The organism is Rhizobium sp. UGM030330-04, assembly GCF_003208455.1.
Classification (GTDB): domain Bacteria; phylum Pseudomonadota; class Alphaproteobacteria; order Rhizobiales; family Rhizobiaceae; genus Agrobacterium; species Agrobacterium rhizogenes_A.
Genome location: NZ_QKML01000008.1, coordinates 39078 through 59299, shown reverse-complemented (window position 1 = coordinate 59299; position 20222 = coordinate 39078). Strand labels below are relative to the sequence as shown.

Sequence of the window (20222 nt, the reverse complement as noted above, 5' to 3'; positions counted from 1 at the left end):
TGTCCCCGGGAAATTCGGTCGGGCTCAGGCGGAAACGCCGCAGGCGTTCAGCATGGTCTTGAGTTTGGTCTGCACTTCGGCCCATTCGGATTCGGGCTCCGAAGCCTCAACGATGCCGGCGCCCGCGAAAAGCCGCACGGTCTGGCGCTGCACGGTGCCGCAACGGATCGTCACCACCCATTCGCCATTGCCCTGCGCATCCGTCCAGCCCACCATGCCGGTGAACAGGCCGCGCTCGAAAGGCTCGACGAAACGGATGAGGCGATGGGCGCGCTCGGTCGGGAAACCGCAAACCGCCGGTGTCGGGTGCAGCAGGCACGCCAGTTGCAGCGCATTGGTCTCGGGATCGGCGAGGCGGCCTTCGATGCGTGTCGAAAGATGCCAGAGCGCGGCCGTGTTGATGAGGGAGGGTTTTTCCGGAACGTCGAGTTCCGCGCAGCACGGCGAAAGCAGCGAACGGATATCCTCGATGACCAGACTATGCTCGTAATGGTCTTTCTCCGAGGCCGAAAGCCGTTCGGCATTGGCCTTGTCCGCCGCCGGGTCGGTCATGCGTTTCGCAGATCCGGCCAGGGGGTTGGAGATGATCTTCTCACCCTGCTTGCGGATAAGCAGTTCCGGGCTGACGCCGATCAGGTCGCCGCCGTCAGGCAGGGGAATGCGGAATTGGTAACCCTCGCGATTCTGCTTTGCGAGGCTTGCCAGCAATCTCTCGACATTGACCTCGGAGGCGAAGGTCAGTTCACGCATGACGGAAAGCACCGCCTTGCGGACGTCGGAATGGCGAAAATTGAGAATGGCATGCTCGACCGCACGCTTGAAACCCGCCTCGTCCGGCAGGCTGTTCTGTCCGACAAGCGCCGGCATGGCCGAATCAGTGGCGGTCGGAATGGTGTCGCGTGGACTCCACTCATAGTTGTCCGGTATATAAAGGCATGAAGGTTCGCTGACATCGAAGGGGATAGCGCCAATCGCGATCGGATTATCCTGTCCGGCCCTGCGTGCCCGCTCGAAAGCGCCTTTTATCGCCTGCTGCAAAGGGCTTGCAACATCTTCACCACCTCTGGCGGGAAGCGTGATGCTTTCGCGAATACCTTTGGCCCGTAATTGTCCGGAACCGGAAGTAAACAAAAATTCTCTATTAAAATCAGTAATTTCGTCGGATTCGACGTCATTCGTCCTGAGTGCTCCCGTTTTCATGGGATGCCTCCTGTTCGAGTGGTTGACGATGGCTTATACTTGATTATGATAATCATGTTTTGTCAATCGGTGCAAACTCACATGCTAAATTTAACCCCGATGCAGGTGGCCTATTGGGTCGGTCGAGAGGCGGATGGGATACTCGGGAAAGTTACGCCCCATCTTTACCTCGAGTTCGACGGGCAGGGATTTGACGCGCAAAAACTGGCCATTGCGGTCGAAAGGCTTTGCCGGCGTCATCCCATGCTGAGCCTCAGGATTGATGCGGAAGGGTGCCAATCCGTCGACCCCTTCGGCCGGCCACTCCGCCTTGATGTCGAGGACCTGACCGCCCTCGATTCGGAGGCTCTGGCGCACCGGCTCGAGGCAAAACGGCGGGACTGGAGCCATCGGCAGACCGATCTGCGCACCGCATCCCCGGCGGCGATCTCGCTCAGCCTGCTGCCGCAGGGACGCAGCCGGTTGCATGTGGATACCGACATGCTGGCGATTGATCCCGCCAGCGTGCGGATCGTGATGGAGGACCTCGCCCGCCTTTACGAAGAGGGTGAAGGAAAAGACGAAACCGCGCTCTCGGGAGAGGTGACGCCCTCCTTTTTCGACTGGGTGGAGCGTCTTGCCTCCGATCCGGAGCAGAGGACCCTGCGTGAAAGAGACCGATTGTGGTGGCGGCAGCATATTGCGGATATTCCCGATGCGCCGCCGCTGCCATTTTTTCCGGAAGACGCCACCCGCGCCGTTCACACGGATCGCTTTGCCACCACGCTTTCAGCGGCTGAACGAGGCAGTCTGGAACAGGCGGCGCGGCGTTGCTCGGTGACGACATCGGCCCTGCTGCTCGGCATTTTCGCCGTGGCGCTGTCGCAGGCGATACAGGCGCAAAAGTTCAGGCTGTCCGTGCCGGCTTTCTGGCGCGCGCCGCTGGTGGAAGGGGTGGATGGCATCGTCGGCGAGTTTTCCAATGTGCTGGTACTCGGCGTTGAAATCAGGCCCGATGAAAGCCTCGAAGCGCTGCTCCGGCGGCTGTTTAACGAGATGAGCGACCTTCTTGCCCATCAATCCTATCCGGGCGTTAGCGTCATGCGTGACCTCTCCCGTCTGCGTGGCGGTTTGCAGAACTCACCCGTGGTCTTCACCGCCGGCGTGGATCTGGTGGGCGGGGAATTGTTTTCGGAAAGGGTCGGGCGGGTGTTCGGCCCCATGGTCCACACCGTCTCGCAAGGGCCGGGGGTCGCGCTGGATGCGCAGGTCGCGGCGGTGGATGGCGGATTGCTGATCAACTGGGATGTACGGCTCGATGCCCTGCCGGAAAGCTGGTTGCGCGCCCTGTTTGAAGCCTACACAGGCCTTCTTCGCCAGCTGGCGGATAGACCCGATCTCGTTTCCGAAAGCGTGGAGCGATTTGGCGCACAGCAGCCGAAACCGGCAGCCGAGGCGAAAGGAAAACCGATGGAACGTCCTCTCTCACCCCTGCAACAGGCCTATCTTCTTGGTCGCGGCACCCATCTGCCTCTCAGCGGCGTGGCGATGCAGGAGTTTCGCGAATATCGCGGCAGCATCGACCCGACCCTGCTTCAATCACGTCTCGCCGCAATGGTGGAGCGACATGAGAGCCTGCGCACCCGCATCGATGAGCGACGTCTGGTGCAGGCCGTCAGCGACGAGTTGAAGATCAACCTTGATATTGTTGATCTTTCCGCTTTGTCTTCTATCGAGGCGGAAGCGCGGATGAACGCCGTGCGAAGGGATTTTTCCCATGCCCATTTCGATCTTGCCGCCTCTCCCTGGCAGGTTACGCTCTTCCGCCTGCCGGATGTCGATCCGGCGGCGCAAAAAGTCGCGGTCTTCCTGCGTTTCGATGCGCTGATCCTCGATGGACGGGCCATCGCCAGTCTGGCGGCGGAACTTTTCGACGGCGTTCTGCCCTTGGAGACCGCCGCTGTGGCAGCCACGCCGCAGGCGGATATCGCGGCGGCTCGGGCAGCGGACGCCGCCTATTGGACGGAAAAGCTGAAAACTGCCGAAGTGCCGTCGCAGCTGCCGTGGAAAGCCCCGCTCGAAACCATCGCCGTCTCGCGTTACAGCCGTCAGAGCCTGACCGTTGAAAAACAGCGCTTTGCCGCTTTTTCACGCATCGGCGCGAAAGCACGGCTGTTCAAGAATTCGGCACTGACGGCGGTGATCCTCGATGTGCTGTCGCGCTGGCTGAATGAGGGCGCCCTCGTTGTCGGCATTCCTGTCGCCCCGCAGGTGGAAGGGGCCTTCGCCAATCGTTCGAGCTTCATTGCAGTCGAATGGAATGCGGCAAAAGGTGACTTTGCCGAGCGGGCCGCGGGGCTGCAGACGGATGTGCTGGAAGGCCTGAACCACCTTGCCTTTTCCGGCATCGATCTCAATCGCGTGCTTCTCAATGCCAATGCGGGCGGGCTCGCTTTGCCGGTGGTCATCACCAACGGCCTGAGCTGGCCGACGCTGTCGCCCGAATCGGCCATGCGCTGGACGGGCGGACTTACCCAGACGCCGCAGGTGGCGCTGGATTTCCGCTTTTCGCAAAATCCGCAGGGCGATCTCGTCCTCGATATCGACTATGCCGAAGAGGCGATCGATGCCGCGATGGTCGGGAATATTCTCGCGGCCATCGAGCGCTCGATTGCCGCGATCACGGATAACGGCGCTTACGCTTTTAATGCACGGGATATTGTCGACCTGTCCCATTATCGGCTGAACGGTGACGAGCGGAGTTTCGTCTGCCCGCCATTTCTGGAACGGATCGCCGCGCATCTTTTCGAGGGTGACCCGTCGCGCACCGCGCTCGTCAGCGGTAAGCGGCGCATCTCTTACGGTGAACTCGGTGAGATGGTGGCCGGTGCGATGGCAGGCCTCAAGGCCCGTAATATAGGTCGAGGAGATGTTGTGGCGGTGTGCCTGCCGCGCAGCCCTGAACATACGGCCATCACGCTTGCCGCGGCACTGACAGGCGCCATCTGGGTGCCTGTTGATGCCGGCTCGCCGGAAGACCGGCTGCGCTATCTGCTGACCAATTGCCGCCCGACCATCATCGTTGCCCGCAGCGTTCCGCAGGGCTTCGAGGCCGTCGATCCGGAGGTGCTTCTCGCCACGCCCGCACCGGCGGGAACGCCTGTTGCCCTGGCGGAACTGGGGGCGCTGTCCCGCAGCGAGGAACCTGCTTATTACCTCTACACGTCAGGCACCACCGGCAAGCCGAAATGCGTCGTGCTTTCCAACCGCGCCACCGCCAATGTCATTGGCAGCACGCTTGCGGAATGGGCGGTGACGGAAAGGGACGTGTTCATTTCGGTCACGCCGCTGCACCACGACATGTCGGTCTTCGATGTTCTCGGCGCGCTGGTCGCAGGCGCGACGCTGGTGCTGCCGGAACCGGGCGCGGAAAAGGATGCGGTGCGCTGGAACGAACTGGTGGCCGAACATGGCGTCACACTCTGGTGCTCGGTGCCGGCCATCCTTGAAATGCTGCTGTCCTGCCGCCGTGGCGACCAGCTTGCCTCACTCCGGCTCGTGGCGCAGGGCGGCGATTACATCAAGCCTGTCATTATCGAAGAGCTGCGCCGGCTGAAGCCCGATCTGCGGCTGATATCGCTCGGCGGCCCGACTGAAACGACGATCTGGAGCATCTGGCACGAGATTGTCGCGGAGGATGTTGCGTCCATACCCTATGGCCATCCCCTGCCGGCCAATCGTTATTTCATCCTCAACGATCAGGGCCAGCATTGCCCGGCCGGCGTCGTTGGCCGCATCCATACGGTCGGCGTGAATGTAGCGATCGGTTATCTGGAGGACGGCGCCATCACCCAGACGGATTTCGTCACGGTGGCTGATCCCGAAGGCAAGCCGGTGCGCGCCTTCCGTACCGGTGACCGGGGTCGCTACCGGCTGGATGGCAAGATCATGTTTGCAAGCCGGGTCAATGGCTACGTCAAGGTGCGCGGTGTGCGTGTCTCGCTGCCGGATGTGGAAAACGAACTCATTCGTCATCCCGCCATCCAGCGGGTGCTGGTGGTGGACTATGGCATCGAGCAAAAGGGCGAGGCGGCCATTGGCGTACTTTATGTCACTGCGCCCGGCCTTGAACTCTCCAGCGCTGATCTGCGCAATTTCGCCCGCAGCCATCTGCCGGAATCGCATGTGCCTGGCCGGTTCCTCAAGGTTGATGATCTGCCGCTTTCGGCCAATGGCAAGCCGGATCGCCGCCGGGCGCGGGAGTTGCTGATGGCTGCGGTGAGAGGTGCGGAACCGGTAAAAATCTCCGCACCTGCGGCTGCCGCCGTCGATCAGGGCGACCGCCGGGTGCTGGATATCTATCTCGGCGTACTGGGTAAAAAATCGGCGACGGTGGATGCAAGCAGCGATCTGCTCGCGCTTGGCCTCCTGCCATCGCATCTGAAGGCCGTTTCAGCGGAAATCCGCACCGCCTTTGGCGTTGAACTGACGCCGCAGCAGCTTCTACGGTGCCGCAACGCCAGGCAGGTAACTTCGCTTCTGGCTGCGAAGGCGGCGTGATCCCAACCATTTCGGGCGGCGCCCGGCAACAGGAATAGTTCAAGGAAAAACAGATGGCGCATATCGATCCTGCCGGCGGCTGGCTTCCACTGACCCAGCCGCAACTCGATTTCTGGGAGGAGTTCTCCTTCCACCCCGACGAGCCGGTTTCCACGGTCGCCCATTACATCGATCTTTCCGGTGCGGTGAACGAAAGCGCGCTCCTTCAGGCGATCACCCGCACGGTGCGCGAGTCCGAGGTTCTGTCGATCCGTTTTCGCATCGGTGAGGATGGCGAGACGCCGCAGCAATGCTGCGATGCCGGCCATGCCCCGGTGGTGGCGCTTGTCGATCTCCGCACGGACCCGGCGCCCTTTGAAGAGGCGCTGCGGCGCATGAACGCCGATGTGGAGGCGAGGCTGGACCTCAGAACCGACAGGCTTTCCGCGCAGCTGCTCTACCGCATCGCCGATGATCGTTATCTCTGGTACATCCGCGCCCATCACATCGTCGTTGATGGCTATGGGCTGACGCTGGTGGAGCAGCGTTGCGGCCAGCTTTACGGGCATTATTGCGGCAAGGGCGAAGCGGGACCGGATTTCCACCCCTTCGCCAGTTTCCTCGCGGAAGAGGATGCTTACAGACAAAGCCGGCGTTTCGAAAAGGACCGCGATTTCTGGGCGGCCTATCTTTCAGCATCCGCCGATCTGCCCGTGCTGGACAAGGATTGCGAGGATTACGGCGGCGGCGGCCTGCATGCCGATGCGGCCTTGCCGCAGGGTTTCAGCACGCGGTTACAGCAGATAGCCGGCCGTCTGGAAATTGGCTGGCCTGATCTTCTGGTATTGCTGTCCGGTCTTTATCTTCACCGGGTTCTGCCACGTCCGGACCGTGACGTGCTGACCTTGTGGCTGCCTTTCATGAGCCGCTGGGGCAGTGTCGGTGCGCATATGCCGGCCATGCTCGTCAATATCCTGCCCTTCCACCTCACGATCGAGCCACAGGAAAGTGTCGGCGCATTTCTGGCGCGCAATGCCGCCAACCTGCGCCGCCAACGCCTGCATGGCCGTTACCGCATCGAGCAGATTGCCGCCGACCGGGAAATCTCGAAGGGCCGGCGCTTTTTCTTCTCGCCGCTCATCAATGTCCTGCCCTTCAGCGCGCCGGTCTTTGCCGGGCTCGGCGTCGCGCGGCACATTCTGGCCAATGGTCCCGGCGATGGATTCAACCTCACCTTCCGTGGCGAAGATGACGGCAGCGACCTGAACCTGCATATCGATGCGGATTCGGTACTGACGCAAGCGGAGGATTTCGCCCGTTACCGCGCGGAACTGCCATTGTTCCTCGATGCCATGCTGCGCGAAGAGGCGCTGACGCTTGTGGCGGCGGAGGCGTCTACGGCGTTCCGTCTGGCGGTCTGAGGGGAAGGCCGATCACGCTTCCCCTATACTCTACGTCATCCTCGGCCTTGTGCCGAGGATCTAATCACGTCCAATAAGTCGAGGCGTTGCAGATACTCGGGACAGGCCCGAGCATGACGGAGGAGGGTTTTCAGGATTTTGCCAACAAATTGAACCCGGCTCCGCTAAGCGAAGCCGGGTTTTCCTTGCCCCAATTCCAGCTCAGGCGAGCGTTGTCAGCACCTTGCTCGAAGCGCCGGCTTCGGCAAAACGGCTGAAGACGCCGCTGGTGGTGGAGCGCAGCCGCTCGACGTCGTTGGGTCCGTAACGGTCGGAACGGTAGCTCATCAGCACGCGGATGGAGCGTTCACCGCCGATCATTTCTTCCATCACCTCGAATTGCAGCCCCAGCATGGATTCGTGTTTGTCAGGGTCGATCTGGCGGAACTCCACCGGTTTGCCATCTGGTCCGGCAAGCGTGCCATTCAGCTTGTTCCTGGCGTGAATCTGGATGAAGACCTCGAACAGATGGTCGCGGCCCGGTGTCATGCCCAGCGCTTCCTCAACGAGATCGATCGGGATTTCGCTGTGTTCCAGCGAACCGTTGATGGTGTTCTTCACCGAAGAAATCAGCTCGCCAACGGTCATGTTCTCGCCGAAGCGTACGCGATGGGCGACGACCGTGGTGAAATAGCCGATGGTGTCGAAATATCCGCTATCCGTACGGCCCGAAGCCGAGGTGCCGACCACGAGATCGGTCAAGCCACCCAGATGGCGCAGCGATGCGGCGATTGCCGCATAAACCACGTTGAACAGCGAGGCGCTGTTCTGCTTGGCAATGGCGTAAAGCCCGTCGCTGACGTGCTTCTCGAGCTTGAATTCGACCCAGCCGCCCGCCGGCGCTTCGTCCTTCGATGCCTCGTGCGGGGTGCTATCCTGTCCGTTGAGGGCAAGGCCCTTCGGCGCATCCCGCAACATATCGGTCCAATAGGCAAGGTGGCCGGCATTGACACCTGAGGCGACCTGTTTTCTGGCAAATTCATGGAAGGGCGCAGGTTTGGTTGCAAAGACCGGGGCCTTGCCGGCCACTCTTGCCCGGTAGGCTTCGGTCAGTTCATCCATCATCAGGTTCACCGACCATTCGTCCAGCACGATGTGGTGGAAGAGGAAGGACAGCATCTGCCGGCCGGTCTGCGCATCCCGCAGGAAGCGCAGCCGTATCGGCAATTCACGCGCAAGATCGAACCGCCAGCCGGCTTCCGAATGCCGGTCCACGCCTTGGCTTTCTTCGCTGGTCCAGAACCATTTATAGCCGGGCAGGTCATGCATCGGCACGATCTTCTGCAGAACCGTGTCGTTTTCGACGTAGAAATGGGTGCGCAGGCCGGGGTGGCGCTCGATGATGTCGAGGAAGGCGCATTCGAAAGCGTTTTCATCGACGGGATCGAGGAAATCGAGTGCGAAGGGGATGTTGAATATCTCGCCGAAACCGAAGGCGGCATAAGCCTTCCAGAGCGACATCTGCGCCAGCGAAAGCGGCGCGGTCAGCGAGCCGTTTGCCGTTGCCTCGGCTTGCGCGGGCGCTGCGGTTTCCAGAAGCGTCGCCTGTGTGGCGAGCGAGGCGGCGGTGGGATAGCTGAACAGGTCGTTGAAGCGCAGCGCGATGCCGTGATTGCTGAGGAGACGCCCGATGATGCGGGTGGCGATCAGCGAATGACCGCCGAAATCGAAGAAATCGTCATCCGCTCCCATATCCGGTGCGGCGAGCGCTTCGCGGAATTCGGCAAGGATCGCCGCGGTAGTCCTGTCATTGCCGTGGCTGGCCGGCAGGTGAACCGGCTGCTCCATTGCCTGGGGTGCGGTTTGGGGCAGGATGCCGGAAAAATCCGCGCCGCCTTCGAGATGGCTGACGAAACGTTCCAGCAGGAAGGCCGTCGCATGCGGAGATGTTTCCTTGCCGCCGGTCAGTTCAAGGCGGATATCGCCCGAAGCTGTCGGGCCGGCGGCCAGCGTGAGGCCAAGGCCGGATTGCAGCGAGGGCAGGGGCAGGTGTTCGAACTGGAGGCCATGCTCCGATACGGCCTGAACCGGCGCTGCCAGCGCATGCAGCGTGAAAGTGGCCGCTTCGCCATCATTGTCATTTCGCTGTTCCAGCCCCGCCAGCACGGCTTTTTCCGCCTGTTCGGGCGTGTGGCCGCGCGAAATCGATATCCGTGCGCCGGTCTCCGGCGAAAGCGGTGCGGTGGCGTCGGCGCCGGGCTGCCGGGGCAAACGCACCGTCACGGTCTCGGGACCGCCATTCGTTGACAGGAAAAGCGAAAACCGTGCGCCGGCACGGGCGAGAAGTGCGCTCATCGCGGTGGAACTGCCCAGGCCAAGCAGGGTGGCGGGAAGATCGACGCCATGGCTGTGGCTTGCCGGCCTTTCGGCCTTGTCCTGCCGCAGCGCCACGACGGTGGAGCCTGAGGCCGGCCGTTGCAGCCAGTGGAGCGGAAGCGGATCGACGCCGCCATTTTCGACCGTCCTCGGGGAAAGCGGCTTCGGTGCCTCACCGGCATAGGCGGCGGAAATGCCTTCCAGCAGGATCTGCGGCGAGAGGACTTCGCCGAGCAGGCCGTGAACCAGAAATGCCAGCAGGATTTCGCCTTCGCTCAAAAGCACGACGGCCTGAAAAGGCGGGTCGGTTTCGGCATCGAAGGGCCTTGCCTGCAGGTCGTGCAGCAGGGTGAGAGCTTCGTCCGCCGAGGGAACATGCAACAATTGCACGATAGATGCGGACGGGGCCTCGATACTCTTGGCAAGAGTGCCATCCTCTCCAAAGGTAAAGCGTGCCCGAAGCGCGGGCCATGTCTCGCAGATCGCCTTCAGGGCCGCCGTCAGGCGCAACAGGTCGCATTCCTCGCCGATGCGATAGGCGAGAAGATGCCGGAAAACCTGATCGGGGTCCTGAAACTGCCCGAACCAGACCCGCTCTTCGTATGGGCTCGGCGGAGCTGCGGCCTCTCTATCGAAGGTCTCGTCGATGCGACGTGCGAGCATACGTGTATTGTCTGCTGCCATGGTCCTCTCCTTGGAAATATTCGGGGTATCGCGCTTCAGCGCGAGAAGTGCTGTTTTGCGGGATCAATGTCTCGCACGTGACCGTTCGATCAGCGCCTGCCAGGCGGCGAGCGTGGGTTGCCGGGCCAGATCGTCATAATCGAGCCGAGCCCCGGCAAGCTGCGAAAGCGGCGGGATGAGGCGCATGAGGGCCAGTGAATGAAGCCCGTGGCCGAACAGGTTGTCCCCCGGTTCGATATCGCACACCCCATCCACCAGAACCCCGGCAAGAAGGGTCTTGAGTTCCGTCATCATCGTTTCTGCCTGCAGCATGGCACCCGCCGTGATTGCCGGTTCATTCATCGAAGTGATCATGAACGCCGCTGGCGCCGCGTCGCCAGTAACCGGAAGCGCGTGTCCATTTGGGGTTTGCGCCGAACTCCCCGATCAGAAGGGCACGTACATCCTTTGCGGTTTTCGATTCGCAGGCGACCCAGCTGAAGAAATCGCCATCAGGCAGATCGAGCTTGCGCAGCGCGTCCGTCAATGCGTTGTGACCGGTCCCGTTTTCCATCTTCTGCGTCACCCACACGATCGAGGCGTCGGCCTTCGTTGCGATGTCCAGACGGTCGGCTTCCGTCTCGACCTCGATCAGCGCCACGGCGCGGGTACCCCTGGGCATTTCCTCGAGCCGCCGCGCCAGCGCGGGAAGGCCGGTATCGTCGGCGATCAGCAGGTGCCAGTCATAGGTGAAGGGAACGGTAAAGGAACCGCGCGGACCGGCGATCCACGCCCGGTCGCCCACCTTTGCGGCTTTCGCCCAGTTGCTGGCGGGGCCGTCGTGATGGGTGGCGAAATCGATGGCGAGTTCGCCCTTTTCGGCATCGAAGCTGCGCGGTGTATAATCGCGCGCCAGCGGGCGCGGTGCGCCTTCCGGGAATTCAATGCCGTTCGGCCCGATCACCGGCAGGCTCGGTTCGGTTTCGCCGGGCTGGGGGAAGAACATCTTGACGTGGTCGTCGAAACCGAGGCTCGCAAAACCCTCCAGTTCCGGTCCGGTCAGGACGATGCGGACCATGGACCGGCTGAGCTTTTCCACCCGCGCGACATCAAGGCAACGCAGCGTGACGGGGTAGCGATGGCGTTTGGGCGTACGGTCCGCAACCGTGGCGTCTAGGGTTTCTGGAGAGCTCATACTATTGTCTTTCCTGGGATTTTGCCGATGGAGCCGGCGGTCTCGCTGTCCCGGATCGGCATGCCGGACAATCGCGCATCGGGATTTTTCAGGCGAGCGATCCGGCATCGTTGCTTCAAGATGTGCGAACCATAACAGCCGGTTTCAGCTGCCGCAATATAACTTTCTTTAAAAACTCAAGTTTATGCCCGGCGCAGAAACGCGCCGGGATTTTCCGTTGTGGAGAAACTTAGCGGCGGCCCGCCCAGCTTTCGACAGCGTCCAGCGCATGCAGGGCACTCGGGATGGAGGGCGTCGTGACCCTGGTGGAATCAAGGAACACGATCCTGCCTTCGCGGGCGGGTTTCACGAAGCGCTCCCAGCCGGGAATGATCTTTTCCAGTGCCGCGCGCGTTCCATCCTCGCCGCGGGCAGGACTGTTATAGCTGTTCATCACCACCAGCAGATCGGGGTTGAGCTTGCCGAAAGCCTCGGCACCCAGCGGCATGGTGAGGGTGGAGCCAAGCCCGCCAGACGGAGCGGCGTTATCGATCTTCAACCTGATGTAACCGAGATCTTCCAGTGCCTGCACCGCGCCGGACATGTCGCCGACCGCATTGATCTGGTCGGTCAGCAGAATTGCCAGATAGGTCTTGCCTTTGACATCCTCGCCCAGCGCCTTTTTGACGGCGGCGAGTTTGGTGTCATAGGCTTTCCGGCGCTCGGCGAAAATGTCGCTTCGTCCCACAAGGCCGGCAAGATTTTCTTCCACGTTGAAACCATAGGCATGGCCGGTGCTGACTTTTTGCAGATAGACGGGGGCCACGGTGGAAAGCTGTTCAGCCTTGCCGCCATCCATTTCCGTCGCCACGATCAGATCCGGTTGCAGCGCCCGCAGCTTTTCAAGGTCGATCTGGCCGACTGCGCCGAAACCACTGGGTTTCACATGACCTTCGCCGAGAACCGTATCGATAAAATCGACGGCGGTGGCGAATTTGCCGTCGCTGTTGCGGCCATAGGCGCCGACCACATTGGCGCCGAGATCCATCAGCGGCACACCCAGGAGCGGCTCATGCATGACGACGATGCGCTGCGGCTTCTCCGGAACGGAAACGGTGCGGCCGGCGGCGTCGGTCACGCTGCGTTCGGCGGCAAGGCTGGTTCCGGCCGCCAGAAGGGCGGCGATGAGGATGGCAATTCGCATGGCATTCCCTTTATTCGATGTCTTCAGTGACTGTTGGTTCTGCGCAGCGACTGCAGGCGCAGCGTGAGGATGAAAAGCGGCACGCCGATCAGCGTCAGCGCAAGGCCGATCGGCATCGGTGTGTCTGCCACCAGCCCGCGCGACAGCGTATCGGCGGTTACCACCAATATGCCGCCGGTGAGCCCCGACAGGAAAAGCCTGGCACGGCCGACGGCGGGCGAAACGAAGGTGGCGAGATGCGGGGCGATGACGCCGAGGAAGGTCAGCGGGCCAACCGCCGTAACGGAGGAGGCGCTGAGGATGACCGCGAAAACGATGACGAGCGGGCGCGAATGCCGGACGGTTTCGCCGAGCGCCATGGCCATTTCATTACCGAGATCGAAGACGGCAAGCGCCCGGCCGATGAGGAAAATACCCACAAGGCTTGCGGCGAAGAGGGGCGCGAAAACGAGGATGGTCGACCAGCTTGCCTGAAACAGCGAACCCGCCATCCAGTCGGCCAGCGACAGCGAGGTTTCGGCCGGCGTGTAGAGCAGAAGCACCGAGGAGACGGAGGAAAGCGCCGATTCAATTGCGATGCCCATCAGCAATATGGCAAGGCCGCTTGAACGTTCGCGCCCAACAAGCGCGATCAGGAGGAAGGCCACAGCCAGACCGCCGCCGACGGCCGCAAGCGCTACCATGGTTTTCGGCGCGGCCGGCACCAGCACCAGAAGCAGCATGATGGTGGTCATCGACCCCTGGCTCAGGCCGAAAAGGCCGGGATCGGCAAGCGGATTGCGGGCGACGGATTGCAGCATGGCGCCTGCCAGCGCCACACTCCAGCCGGCCATGAAACCGAGAAGGATGCGCGGCAGCCGCACCGTCCATAGCGCATAGGCCTGATCGTCGCCCAGATGTCCGCCGGCAAGACCGCGCAAAAGGTCGAACAGACCTGTTTCGGTATTGCCGAGGCTGACGGACATTGCGGCGAGCACAAGCGCCAGCCCCATCAGCGCGACACCGGCCTTCAGATTGCCGATGCCGATTTGCAGGCCGCTCGGCAGCCTGAGCACCGCTTTGCCGTCGGTGGCGAAATGTCGTTTCATGACAGCCCCCTTTGCGAAGGCGAAAGATAAAAGCGCTTGACGATGACGATGAAGACGAGGCCGCCAAGCAGATCCATGAACAGGCCGGTATTGACCACATAGGGTGCAAACAGGGTTTGCGCGCCAAGATCGGCCAGCACGCAAAGGCCCGCGCCGACCAGCGCGGAAGCCGGCAAAGCGAGCGTGAAACTCACGCCGACCAGCGGCCGGATCATATGCGGCACGATGAGGCCGACGAAACCGATCGGGCCGCAGATCGCCACGGCCGAGCCTGATGCCAGCATGGTGGCGAAGAGCGCGACCCGGGAAATGCGCGTCACATTCACACCGGCGGAGGCGGCTTTTTCCGCGCCCAGCAGAACGAGCGTCAGCGGCCGTGCGACCGACAACAAGATCACCATCGCAATGGCGCCGATCCACCAGAAGTCGGTGAGCCGCTCGGCATAGACGTGATTGATATTGCCACCCACCCAGCTCAGGAATTCGGCGCGGCGTGTTGGGTTGGAAAGAAGCAGGGCGTTGGTGACGCCGATCAGCAGCATGGAAACCAGCGCGCCCGCAAGGATGAGCGACAGGCCGCGCGGATCGTTCGCCCGTCCGGCGAGACGCGCAACGAAAAAGCAGGCGATGAAACCGAAACCGGCACCCGCGAGTGCGGTAAGCCCCTGTATTTCGGGAGAGACATCAAACACCAGCGCGCCGGTGACCACAAAAAGCGTCGCACCGGCATTCAGCCCAAGGGTGGAGGGTGAGGCGAGGGGATTGCGGACAAGCCCCTGCAGCACGCAGCCGCTGACAGCCGTAGTCGCCCCCACATAGATTGCAATCAGCGAGCGCGGGATTTGCTGATAGAGAAGCACCGACTGCTCATAGGTTTCGGCCTCGCCGCGCCAGAGCGTTGCAAGTATTTCGGCAAGCGGCATGTCGCCGGTCATGACAAGCAGATTGATGGCGAGAATGGCGGCCAGCAGCAGTGCTGTGGCGAAAATCAGCGTTATTTTCGAGGTCATGCCGGAATGGCCTGTTCCTGCCGCTCCAGCTTGGGCACGCAGATGAGCCGACCCTGACGCGAGAAGATATCGGCTTCGAGATCGAAGACCTCGGCGACATTTTCGGGCGTGACGGTTTTTTGAACCGGCCCGGATGCCAGAACCCGCCCGGCTTTCAGCATGATGACATCATCGGCGAAAGTGGAGGCGAGGTTGAGATCGTGCAGCACGACGATCACGGTCTTGCCGTGCCTGTCGGTCAATTCGCGCACAAGGCCAAGAACGGCATATTGATATTTCATGTCGAGATGGTTGACCGGCTCGTCCATCAGGATCACGTCCGTATCCTGTGCCAGCACCATGGCGATGAAGGCGCGCTGCCGCTGCCCGCCGGACAGCGTGTTGACCTGCGCCTTCGCCTTGTCTTCCAGCCCGACGGTCTTCAGCGCGTCAGCGAAAAGCGCCCGGTCGCGCTCGGTCGGGCCGCCGCCAAGCCCGTAACGGGCGTAACCTGCAAGCTCGATCAGCTCGCCAAGCGTCATATAGTCAGGGCAATGGCATTCCTGCGGCAGATAGGCGATACGGCGGGCGAGGTCCCGACGTGCGATCTCGCCGACTGAACGCTCACCAAGCCTTATCGCGCCTGATGACAAAGGCACGAAACCCATGATGGTCTTCAGCAGCGTCGACTTGCCGCAGCCATTGGGGCCGACCAGCGCCGTCACCCGGCCGGCTCGGAAACGGGCGGACAGTCCTCTCAAGACGGGAACATGTCCATAGCTGGCGTGAAGGTCCGTCGCGTCAAGCACCGGATACAACTCCTGTTATTCATGTGAGCATGCGTCGAGACGCCGCAATGGTATGGCAATATGTTGATTTTAAACATCGAATTCGCTGAATTCAGGATTTGTTCCGGCGAGTGCGATGCTCTGATCTTGAAGCGACACTAAACTATAGTAAAACTCTCCACAAATCGAAATTTGCCGATTCAGCGCGCGGATTTCTTCCCGGTTATTTCAGTCGAGGTGCATCATGTCAGTCGCAGCCAAGCTCCATGTCGGCATGTCGCTGGCCCCAACCTGGCTCAGCGGCGAAGCGTGGCGGCGTGCGGACAGCGATATAAACGGGGTGTTTTCCAGCGATTATTTCGTCGATCTGGCGCAGCGCGCGGAGGCGGCGCATGTGGATTTCGTGTTCCGGCCCGATACGCTTTTCCTGCGCACCGAGGGGCTGGAAACCGGCGGCGGATTTGCCAGCATGGACCCGACCATGCTTCTTGCCGCAATTGCGCGGGAAACCAGCCATGTCGGCCTGTTGTCCACCGTATCGACCACATTTTTGCCGCCCTATGTGGTGGCCCGCCAGATTCAGTCGCTGAACTGGCTGAGCAACGGCCGCGCGGGATGGAATATCGTCACGGCGCTGGAGGGGCACGAAAATTTCGGCCTTAAGGAAATGCCGTCGCCGCAGGAACGGTACGAGCGCGCCGCCGAATTCACACAGGTGGTGAAGGAGCTGTGGGCAAGCTTTCCCCATGAGGCGCTGAAGCTCGACAGGGAAAACGGGCGGTTCGCCGATTCCTCGCTGGTGCGGCCGGTGGCTCATGAGGGCAGGCATTTCAGCGTCAAGGGCCCGCTCAACCTGCCGGCCCATGCCAGCCGCATTCCGCTGGTGCAGGCGGGCGCTTCTCCCGAGGGCCGTGATTTCGCCTCGTCGGTGGCGGATGCGGTTTTTGCCTCCACGCCGGATATGCAGGCGGCCATCGAGCTCAGGGCGGATTTGCGGCGGCGTGCCGAGGGGCATGACCGCAACCCCGATAGCGTGAAGCTGATGCCGGGCCTCAGCCTCTATCTCGCCGACACCGGCAGGGAGGCGCTTGAACTCTTTGCGGAGACCCATTCCCGAGCCAACCGCGCCCGTGCCTTTGCCTCCATCCGCGATATGACCGGCCTTGATCTCGCCGACTGGCCGCTCACGCGGGTGGTGACAGCGTCTGACCTGCTGCCACCGCCGGAGACACCGAGAAGCCGCACCCACGCAAACCTGTTGCGACGGCTGATCGAGCGGGAGACGCTGAGCGTCGCGGATTTGCTGCGGCGTCCGGAGGTGATGGGATCCGGCCATTGGCAGATCATCGGCACGGTTGAGGATGCTGTCGAGACTATCCGCGAATGGGCGATGGCCGGTGCCATCGACGGTTTTGTTGCGGTGCCGGGTGGCTCGGTCGCCTCCATGCGGCTGGTGCTGGAGCGTCTGCTGCCAAGGCTTGCCGATGCCGGGCTGTTCCGCACGGCCTATTCCGGTCGCACCTTTGCGGAGCATCTGGCCGAATAAGCCTATGCTCCGCCGGATTCGGCTGTCGCCTTTTGGGCTGCTTCGATCAATCGGGAAAAATGCTGCTCTGTCTCGGCGGTGGCGACGAAGGATACGGTGGTGACGACACAACAGAGTTCGCCCTGCGCGTCGAAAACCGGTGCGGCCTTGCCAGTCAGGGCGGAGAACAGATGTTCATTGAGTTCCGCGCCACCGACCTCACGGATGGTTTTCAGAATGCCGGCTTCTGGCCGGGAGCCACGAAAGGCGGCCGGTTGCAGCCTGCGCACGGCGGTTGTCCTCTCCGGCGGAAGGTAAGCCTGAAAAACCAGCCCGCAGGCGCTGTTGTCCAGCGGCAGAACATCGCCCAGCGCCACGGTGCTGATGGAAAAACTGGCGCTTCTCGCCCATCGCACCACGGTCGGGCCGCGTTCGGTCCAGATCGCCACGCCGCAGCTGGCGCCGATCTGAGCGGCAAGCGCTTTCATCTGGCGGCCGGCAGTTTCGACCGGATTGATTCGCCTCAGCGCGCTGATACCGATCCCCAGCGCCGCAGGTCCGAGATCGTAACTGCCGCTTGCCGGGTCCTGCGTCACCAGCCCCTCGCGCACGAGGCTTTGCATGTAACGATGCGCGGTGGAGCGGCCGGTGCCGGCACGTTTGGCCAGTTCGCCAAGTGCCAGCGCCGTATCCGATCTGGCGAGGAGATTTAGAAAACGCGCCGCGATCGATACGGACTGGATGAGGGCCGAGCGCTTTTCGCCCTCGTTTTCCGGCAGGTCGTCCGCGTCGTCATCCATGGTGCTCAAGCCGATTCCCCCCGTTCATGGCCTGACCATGCCTAACGCATCAGCCCACAAATCGGAATCGATTTCTGGCGGGAAAACGGGTGGTTCGGATGCGTTGCCTTTCACACGGGGCACAGGCGGTCGATAAACTTTGTTGTAAATATGGCACATCCCGTTACGGAACCCTGTTTGTCCGCAATACGGAATGCATTCTCTATTGCGAAACAGATAACGCTTCCGTTACTTGAATATGACTTTAATACTCATGTTTATTAGGGGTGTGTGATGGGGTTTAGTTCTAGCGGTCGTTTGATGAGCGGGGTCAGCGCCCTGACGCTGGCGACAATGTTCGTGACGCCGGTTCTCGGTCAGGATCAGCAGGCTGATGCGGCGGGCACCACCGTCTTGAAGCCGATCGTCGTGACCGGTGAAAAAGTGGCGCGCGACATGAAGAACACGGCATCGTCCGTGTCAGTCAAAACCGCTGAGGAAATCAAAAAGGAAAAGACCGGCGACCCGACCGTGTCGGAAGCGATCAAGGATATTCCGAACATCGTCTACACCGACAATGTCAGTGCACCCATCATTCGCGGACAGGATACGCAGGGGCCGAATACGGGCTCCATCGCCTTCTTCACCGGCACGGTGCCGCGCGCCACGATCAATGTCGATGGCCATTATCTCGGTTATAACGAGTTCATCTATGGTGCGAGTTCCATCTGGGACGTGGACAGCATCGAGGTCTTCCGTGGCCCGCAGACCACTTCTCAGGGTGCAAACGCCATTGCCGGCGCGATCCTCGTCAACACCAAGGACCCGACCTTTACGCCGGAAGCCAGCTATCAGGCGGAAATCGGCAATTATCACCAGAAGCGCGGTTCCTTCGCCTTTTCCGGTCCGCTGATCGAGGATGAGCTGGCGGCACGCATGGCGATCGATTATTCCGGCCGCGATACCTTCATCGACTACATCAATTCCGCATTCGCCCATGAGGGCACGGACCAGAACTTCAAGGAGTTCAACGGTCGCTTCAAGCTTCTGTGGGAACCGTCGGAAATCCCCGGTCTTTCGACCAAGCTGACCTATTCCTACAACGCCTCCAACCGGCCGAGCCAGGAAGCGGCGTCGCGTCCCTTCGAGGATCTCAACCACGTCACCACAACGATGCCGAATTTCAGCCAGTACACCAATACCGGCATTCTCGACATCAATTACGATTTCGAAAACGGCGTGAAACTGTTCAATCAGACACAGTTCTCCTCGTCCATCGCCAAACGCCGGGTCGGCATTGCGAATACGGGTGATGCCGATATCGACCTGAAGAACACCTCCCACGAGACGCGTGTGACATTCGGCGATCAGGAAGATGTGCTGAGCGGTGTCGCGGGTATTTATTACGCGCATACGAAAGCCGACGAGATACTTTATCTGCGCGGAACCTCGCGCTTCAACGATACCAAGGACAATCTCGGTCTCTTCGGCGAGCTGAGCTATCGCCTGACCGACCAATGGACCCTGACGGGCGGCCTGCGTTACCAGCAGGACCAGATCCAGCGCTCCGGTTACCGGACGCTGAGTGCCACCAGCACCAGCTCGGTCGATTATGACGAAACCTTCTCGGAAATCCTGCCCAAGGCGTCGCTTGCCTATGCCATCAATGACGACTGGACGGTGGGCGGCCTGATCAGCCGCGGTTACAATCCCGGCGGCGTCGCATTCGACCTGACGACCAGCAAATGGCGCACCTTCGACAAGGAAACCATCTGGAACTACGAGCTCTTCACCCGCGCCAGCCTGCTGGACGATACGCTGACGGTGAACGGCAACCTGTTCTACATGGACATGAAGAATGCCCAGTTTAACGTGCCGGTCGTCGTCTCCACGGGCATCAGCGAATCCTACACGGTCAATGCCGAAGAGGCCCATGCTTACGGTCTGGAAATCAGCGCGGATTATCGGGTTCTCGACAATCTGACGCTGAAGGCCAGCGCCGGTCTGCTGAAGACGAAGATCGACGAGATTTCCAGCAACGCCGCCTATGTCGGCAAGGAATTCGCCAAGTCGCCGGGTTACAGCTTCACTGTCGGCGCAAGCTGGGACGTGACGGACAAGTTCACCGTCTCAGGCCAGGTGCGCCATCTCGACGGTTATTATTCCGACACGGACAACAAGGCCATTTATGCGATCGATCCCTATACGATCGCCGATGTGCGGGCGAGCTACAAGCTCCAGGACGAGCTTGAATTCTACGCCTACGTCAAGAACGTCTTCGACGAGCGCGCGCCGACGCTGATGAAGGAAAACCGCGGCATTGGCGGCATCGAGGCCAGCATGACCGAACCGCGCATGTTCGGCATCGGCGTGCGCGGCACGTTCTGAGCCGTCACCTGAGCTCGAAAAGAAAAAGGCCTTCGAAGCGATCTTCGGAGGCCTTTCTGTTTCAAGGGGTATTGCTCCCGATGATACGATTTGAGCTTGGCTCAGAGCGCTGGCTCACATTTGCCGGGGC

At 61.3% G+C, this 20222-nt stretch carries 13 protein-coding genes; 4 read left to right on the top strand and 9 right to left on the bottom strand.

Annotated elements, in window-relative coordinates:
* Positions 1-24: 24 nt before the first annotated feature.
* A complete protein-coding gene (locus tag N434_RS13670; RefSeq protein ID WP_110758438.1) occupies positions 25-1200 on the bottom strand; it encodes an isochorismate synthase in 1176 nt (391 codons plus the stop codon).
* An 81-nt stretch (positions 1201-1281) separates the two neighbouring features.
* On the opposite strand from N434_RS13670, the gene N434_RS13665 reads away from it, so the two are divergent.
* On the top strand, positions 1282-5739 hold the full coding sequence (locus tag N434_RS13665) for an amino acid adenylation domain-containing protein (protein ID WP_110758436.1): 4458 nt from the start codon (positions 1282-1284) through the stop codon (positions 5737-5739).
* A gap of 53 nt (positions 5740-5792) precedes the next feature.
* On the top strand, positions 5793-7139 hold the full coding sequence (locus N434_RS13660) for a condensation domain-containing protein (RefSeq protein WP_110758434.1): 1347 nt from the start codon (positions 5793-5795) through the stop codon (positions 7137-7139).
* Between the two features lie 201 nt (positions 7140-7340).
* Here N434_RS13660 and N434_RS13655 read toward each other — a convergent pair whose 3' ends face one another.
* The 7 genes from N434_RS13655 to N434_RS13625 form a co-directional block, all read right to left on the bottom strand.
* Positions 7341-10178 carry a condensation domain-containing protein gene (locus tag N434_RS13655; protein WP_110758433.1) on the bottom strand — a complete coding sequence of 946 codons (2838 nt, stop codon included), beginning with the start codon at positions 10176-10178 and terminating at the stop codon, positions 7341-7343.
* Between the two features lie 63 nt (positions 10179-10241).
* Positions 10242-10520, bottom strand: a complete 279-nt coding sequence (locus N434_RS13650; protein WP_110758431.1) for a phosphopantetheine-binding protein — start codon at positions 10518-10520, stop codon at positions 10242-10244.
* Positions 10513-11352, bottom strand: a complete 840-nt coding sequence (locus tag N434_RS13645; RefSeq protein WP_110758430.1) for a siderophore-interacting protein — start codon at positions 11350-11352, stop codon at positions 10513-10515. The genes N434_RS13650 and N434_RS13645 overlap by 8 nt, the downstream gene beginning before the upstream one ends.
* Positions 11353-11581: 229 nt before the next feature.
* Positions 11582-12535, bottom strand: a complete 954-nt coding sequence (locus tag N434_RS13640; RefSeq protein WP_110758428.1) for an ABC transporter substrate-binding protein — start codon at positions 12533-12535, stop codon at positions 11582-11584.
* Positions 12536-12558: 23 nt separating this feature from the next.
* A complete protein-coding gene (locus tag N434_RS13635; protein WP_110758426.1) occupies positions 12559-13623 on the bottom strand; it encodes a FecCD family ABC transporter permease in 1065 nt (354 codons plus the stop codon).
* Positions 13620-14633 carry a FecCD family ABC transporter permease gene (locus N434_RS13630; RefSeq protein ID WP_110758424.1) on the bottom strand — a complete coding sequence of 338 codons (1014 nt, stop codon included), beginning with the start codon at positions 14631-14633 and terminating at the stop codon, positions 13620-13622. Before N434_RS13630 ends, N434_RS13635 begins: the two co-directional genes overlap by 4 nt.
* Complete coding sequence (locus tag N434_RS13625; RefSeq protein WP_110758422.1) at positions 14630-15430, bottom strand: ABC transporter ATP-binding protein; 801 nt, start codon at positions 15428-15430, stop codon at positions 14630-14632. Before N434_RS13625 ends, N434_RS13630 begins: the two co-directional genes overlap by 4 nt.
* Before the next feature lie 214 nt (positions 15431-15644).
* Between N434_RS13625 and N434_RS13620 the strand changes: the two genes are divergently transcribed.
* Positions 15645-16946 carry an NtaA/DmoA family FMN-dependent monooxygenase gene (locus N434_RS13620; RefSeq protein ID WP_110758421.1) on the top strand — a complete coding sequence of 434 codons (1302 nt, stop codon included), beginning with the start codon at positions 15645-15647 and terminating at the stop codon, positions 16944-16946.
* Positions 16947-16948: 2 nt separating this feature from the next.
* On the opposite strand, the gene N434_RS13615 is transcribed toward N434_RS13620, so the two are convergent.
* Positions 16949-17725, bottom strand: a complete 777-nt coding sequence (locus N434_RS13615) for an IclR family transcriptional regulator (protein ID WP_110758418.1) — start codon at positions 17723-17725, stop codon at positions 16949-16951.
* Between the two features lie 300 nt (positions 17726-18025).
* Between N434_RS13615 and N434_RS13610 the strand changes: the two genes are divergently transcribed.
* Positions 18026-20092, top strand: a complete 2067-nt coding sequence (locus N434_RS13610) for a TonB-dependent receptor (protein WP_110758417.1) — start codon at positions 18026-18028, stop codon at positions 20090-20092.
* The last annotated feature ends 130 nt before the right edge of the window (positions 20093-20222 follow it).

What these genes read in the sequence shown, in the direction of transcription:
- N434_RS13670 (WP_110758438.1), bottom strand. Translation starts at nt 1,200, where the DNA reads ATGAAAACGGGAGCACTCAGGACGAATGACGTCGAATCCGACGAAATT.
- N434_RS13665 (WP_110758436.1), top strand. Translation starts at nt 1,282, where the DNA reads ATGCTAAATTTAACCCCGATGCAGGTGGCCTATTGGGTCGGTCGAGAG.
- N434_RS13660 (WP_110758434.1), top strand. Translation starts at nt 5,793, where the DNA reads ATGGCGCATATCGATCCTGCCGGCGGCTGGCTTCCACTGACCCAGCCG.
- N434_RS13655 (WP_110758433.1), bottom strand. Translation starts at nt 10,178, where the DNA reads ATGGCAGCAGACAATACACGTATGCTCGCACGTCGCATCGACGAGACC.
- N434_RS13650 (WP_110758431.1), bottom strand. Translation starts at nt 10,520, where the DNA reads ATGAATGAACCGGCAATCACGGCGGGTGCCATGCTGCAGGCAGAAACG.
- N434_RS13645 (WP_110758430.1), bottom strand. Translation starts at nt 11,352, where the DNA reads ATGAGCTCTCCAGAAACCCTAGACGCCACGGTTGCGGACCGTACGCCC.
- N434_RS13640 (WP_110758428.1), bottom strand. Translation starts at nt 12,535, where the DNA reads ATGCGAATTGCCATCCTCATCGCCGCCCTTCTGGCGGCCGGAACCAGC.
- N434_RS13635 (WP_110758426.1), bottom strand. Translation starts at nt 13,623, where the DNA reads ATGAAACGACATTTCGCCACCGACGGCAAAGCGGTGCTCAGGCTGCCG.
- N434_RS13630 (WP_110758424.1), bottom strand. Translation starts at nt 14,633, where the DNA reads ATGACCTCGAAAATAACGCTGATTTTCGCCACAGCACTGCTGCTGGCC.
- N434_RS13620 (WP_110758421.1), top strand. Translation starts at nt 15,645, where the DNA reads ATGTCAGTCGCAGCCAAGCTCCATGTCGGCATGTCGCTGGCCCCAACC.
- N434_RS13615 (WP_110758418.1), bottom strand. Translation starts at nt 17,725, where the DNA reads ATGGATGACGACGCGGACGACCTGCCGGAAAACGAGGGCGAAAAGCGC.
- N434_RS13610 (WP_110758417.1), top strand. Translation starts at nt 18,026, where the DNA reads ATGAGCGGGGTCAGCGCCCTGACGCTGGCGACAATGTTCGTGACGCCG.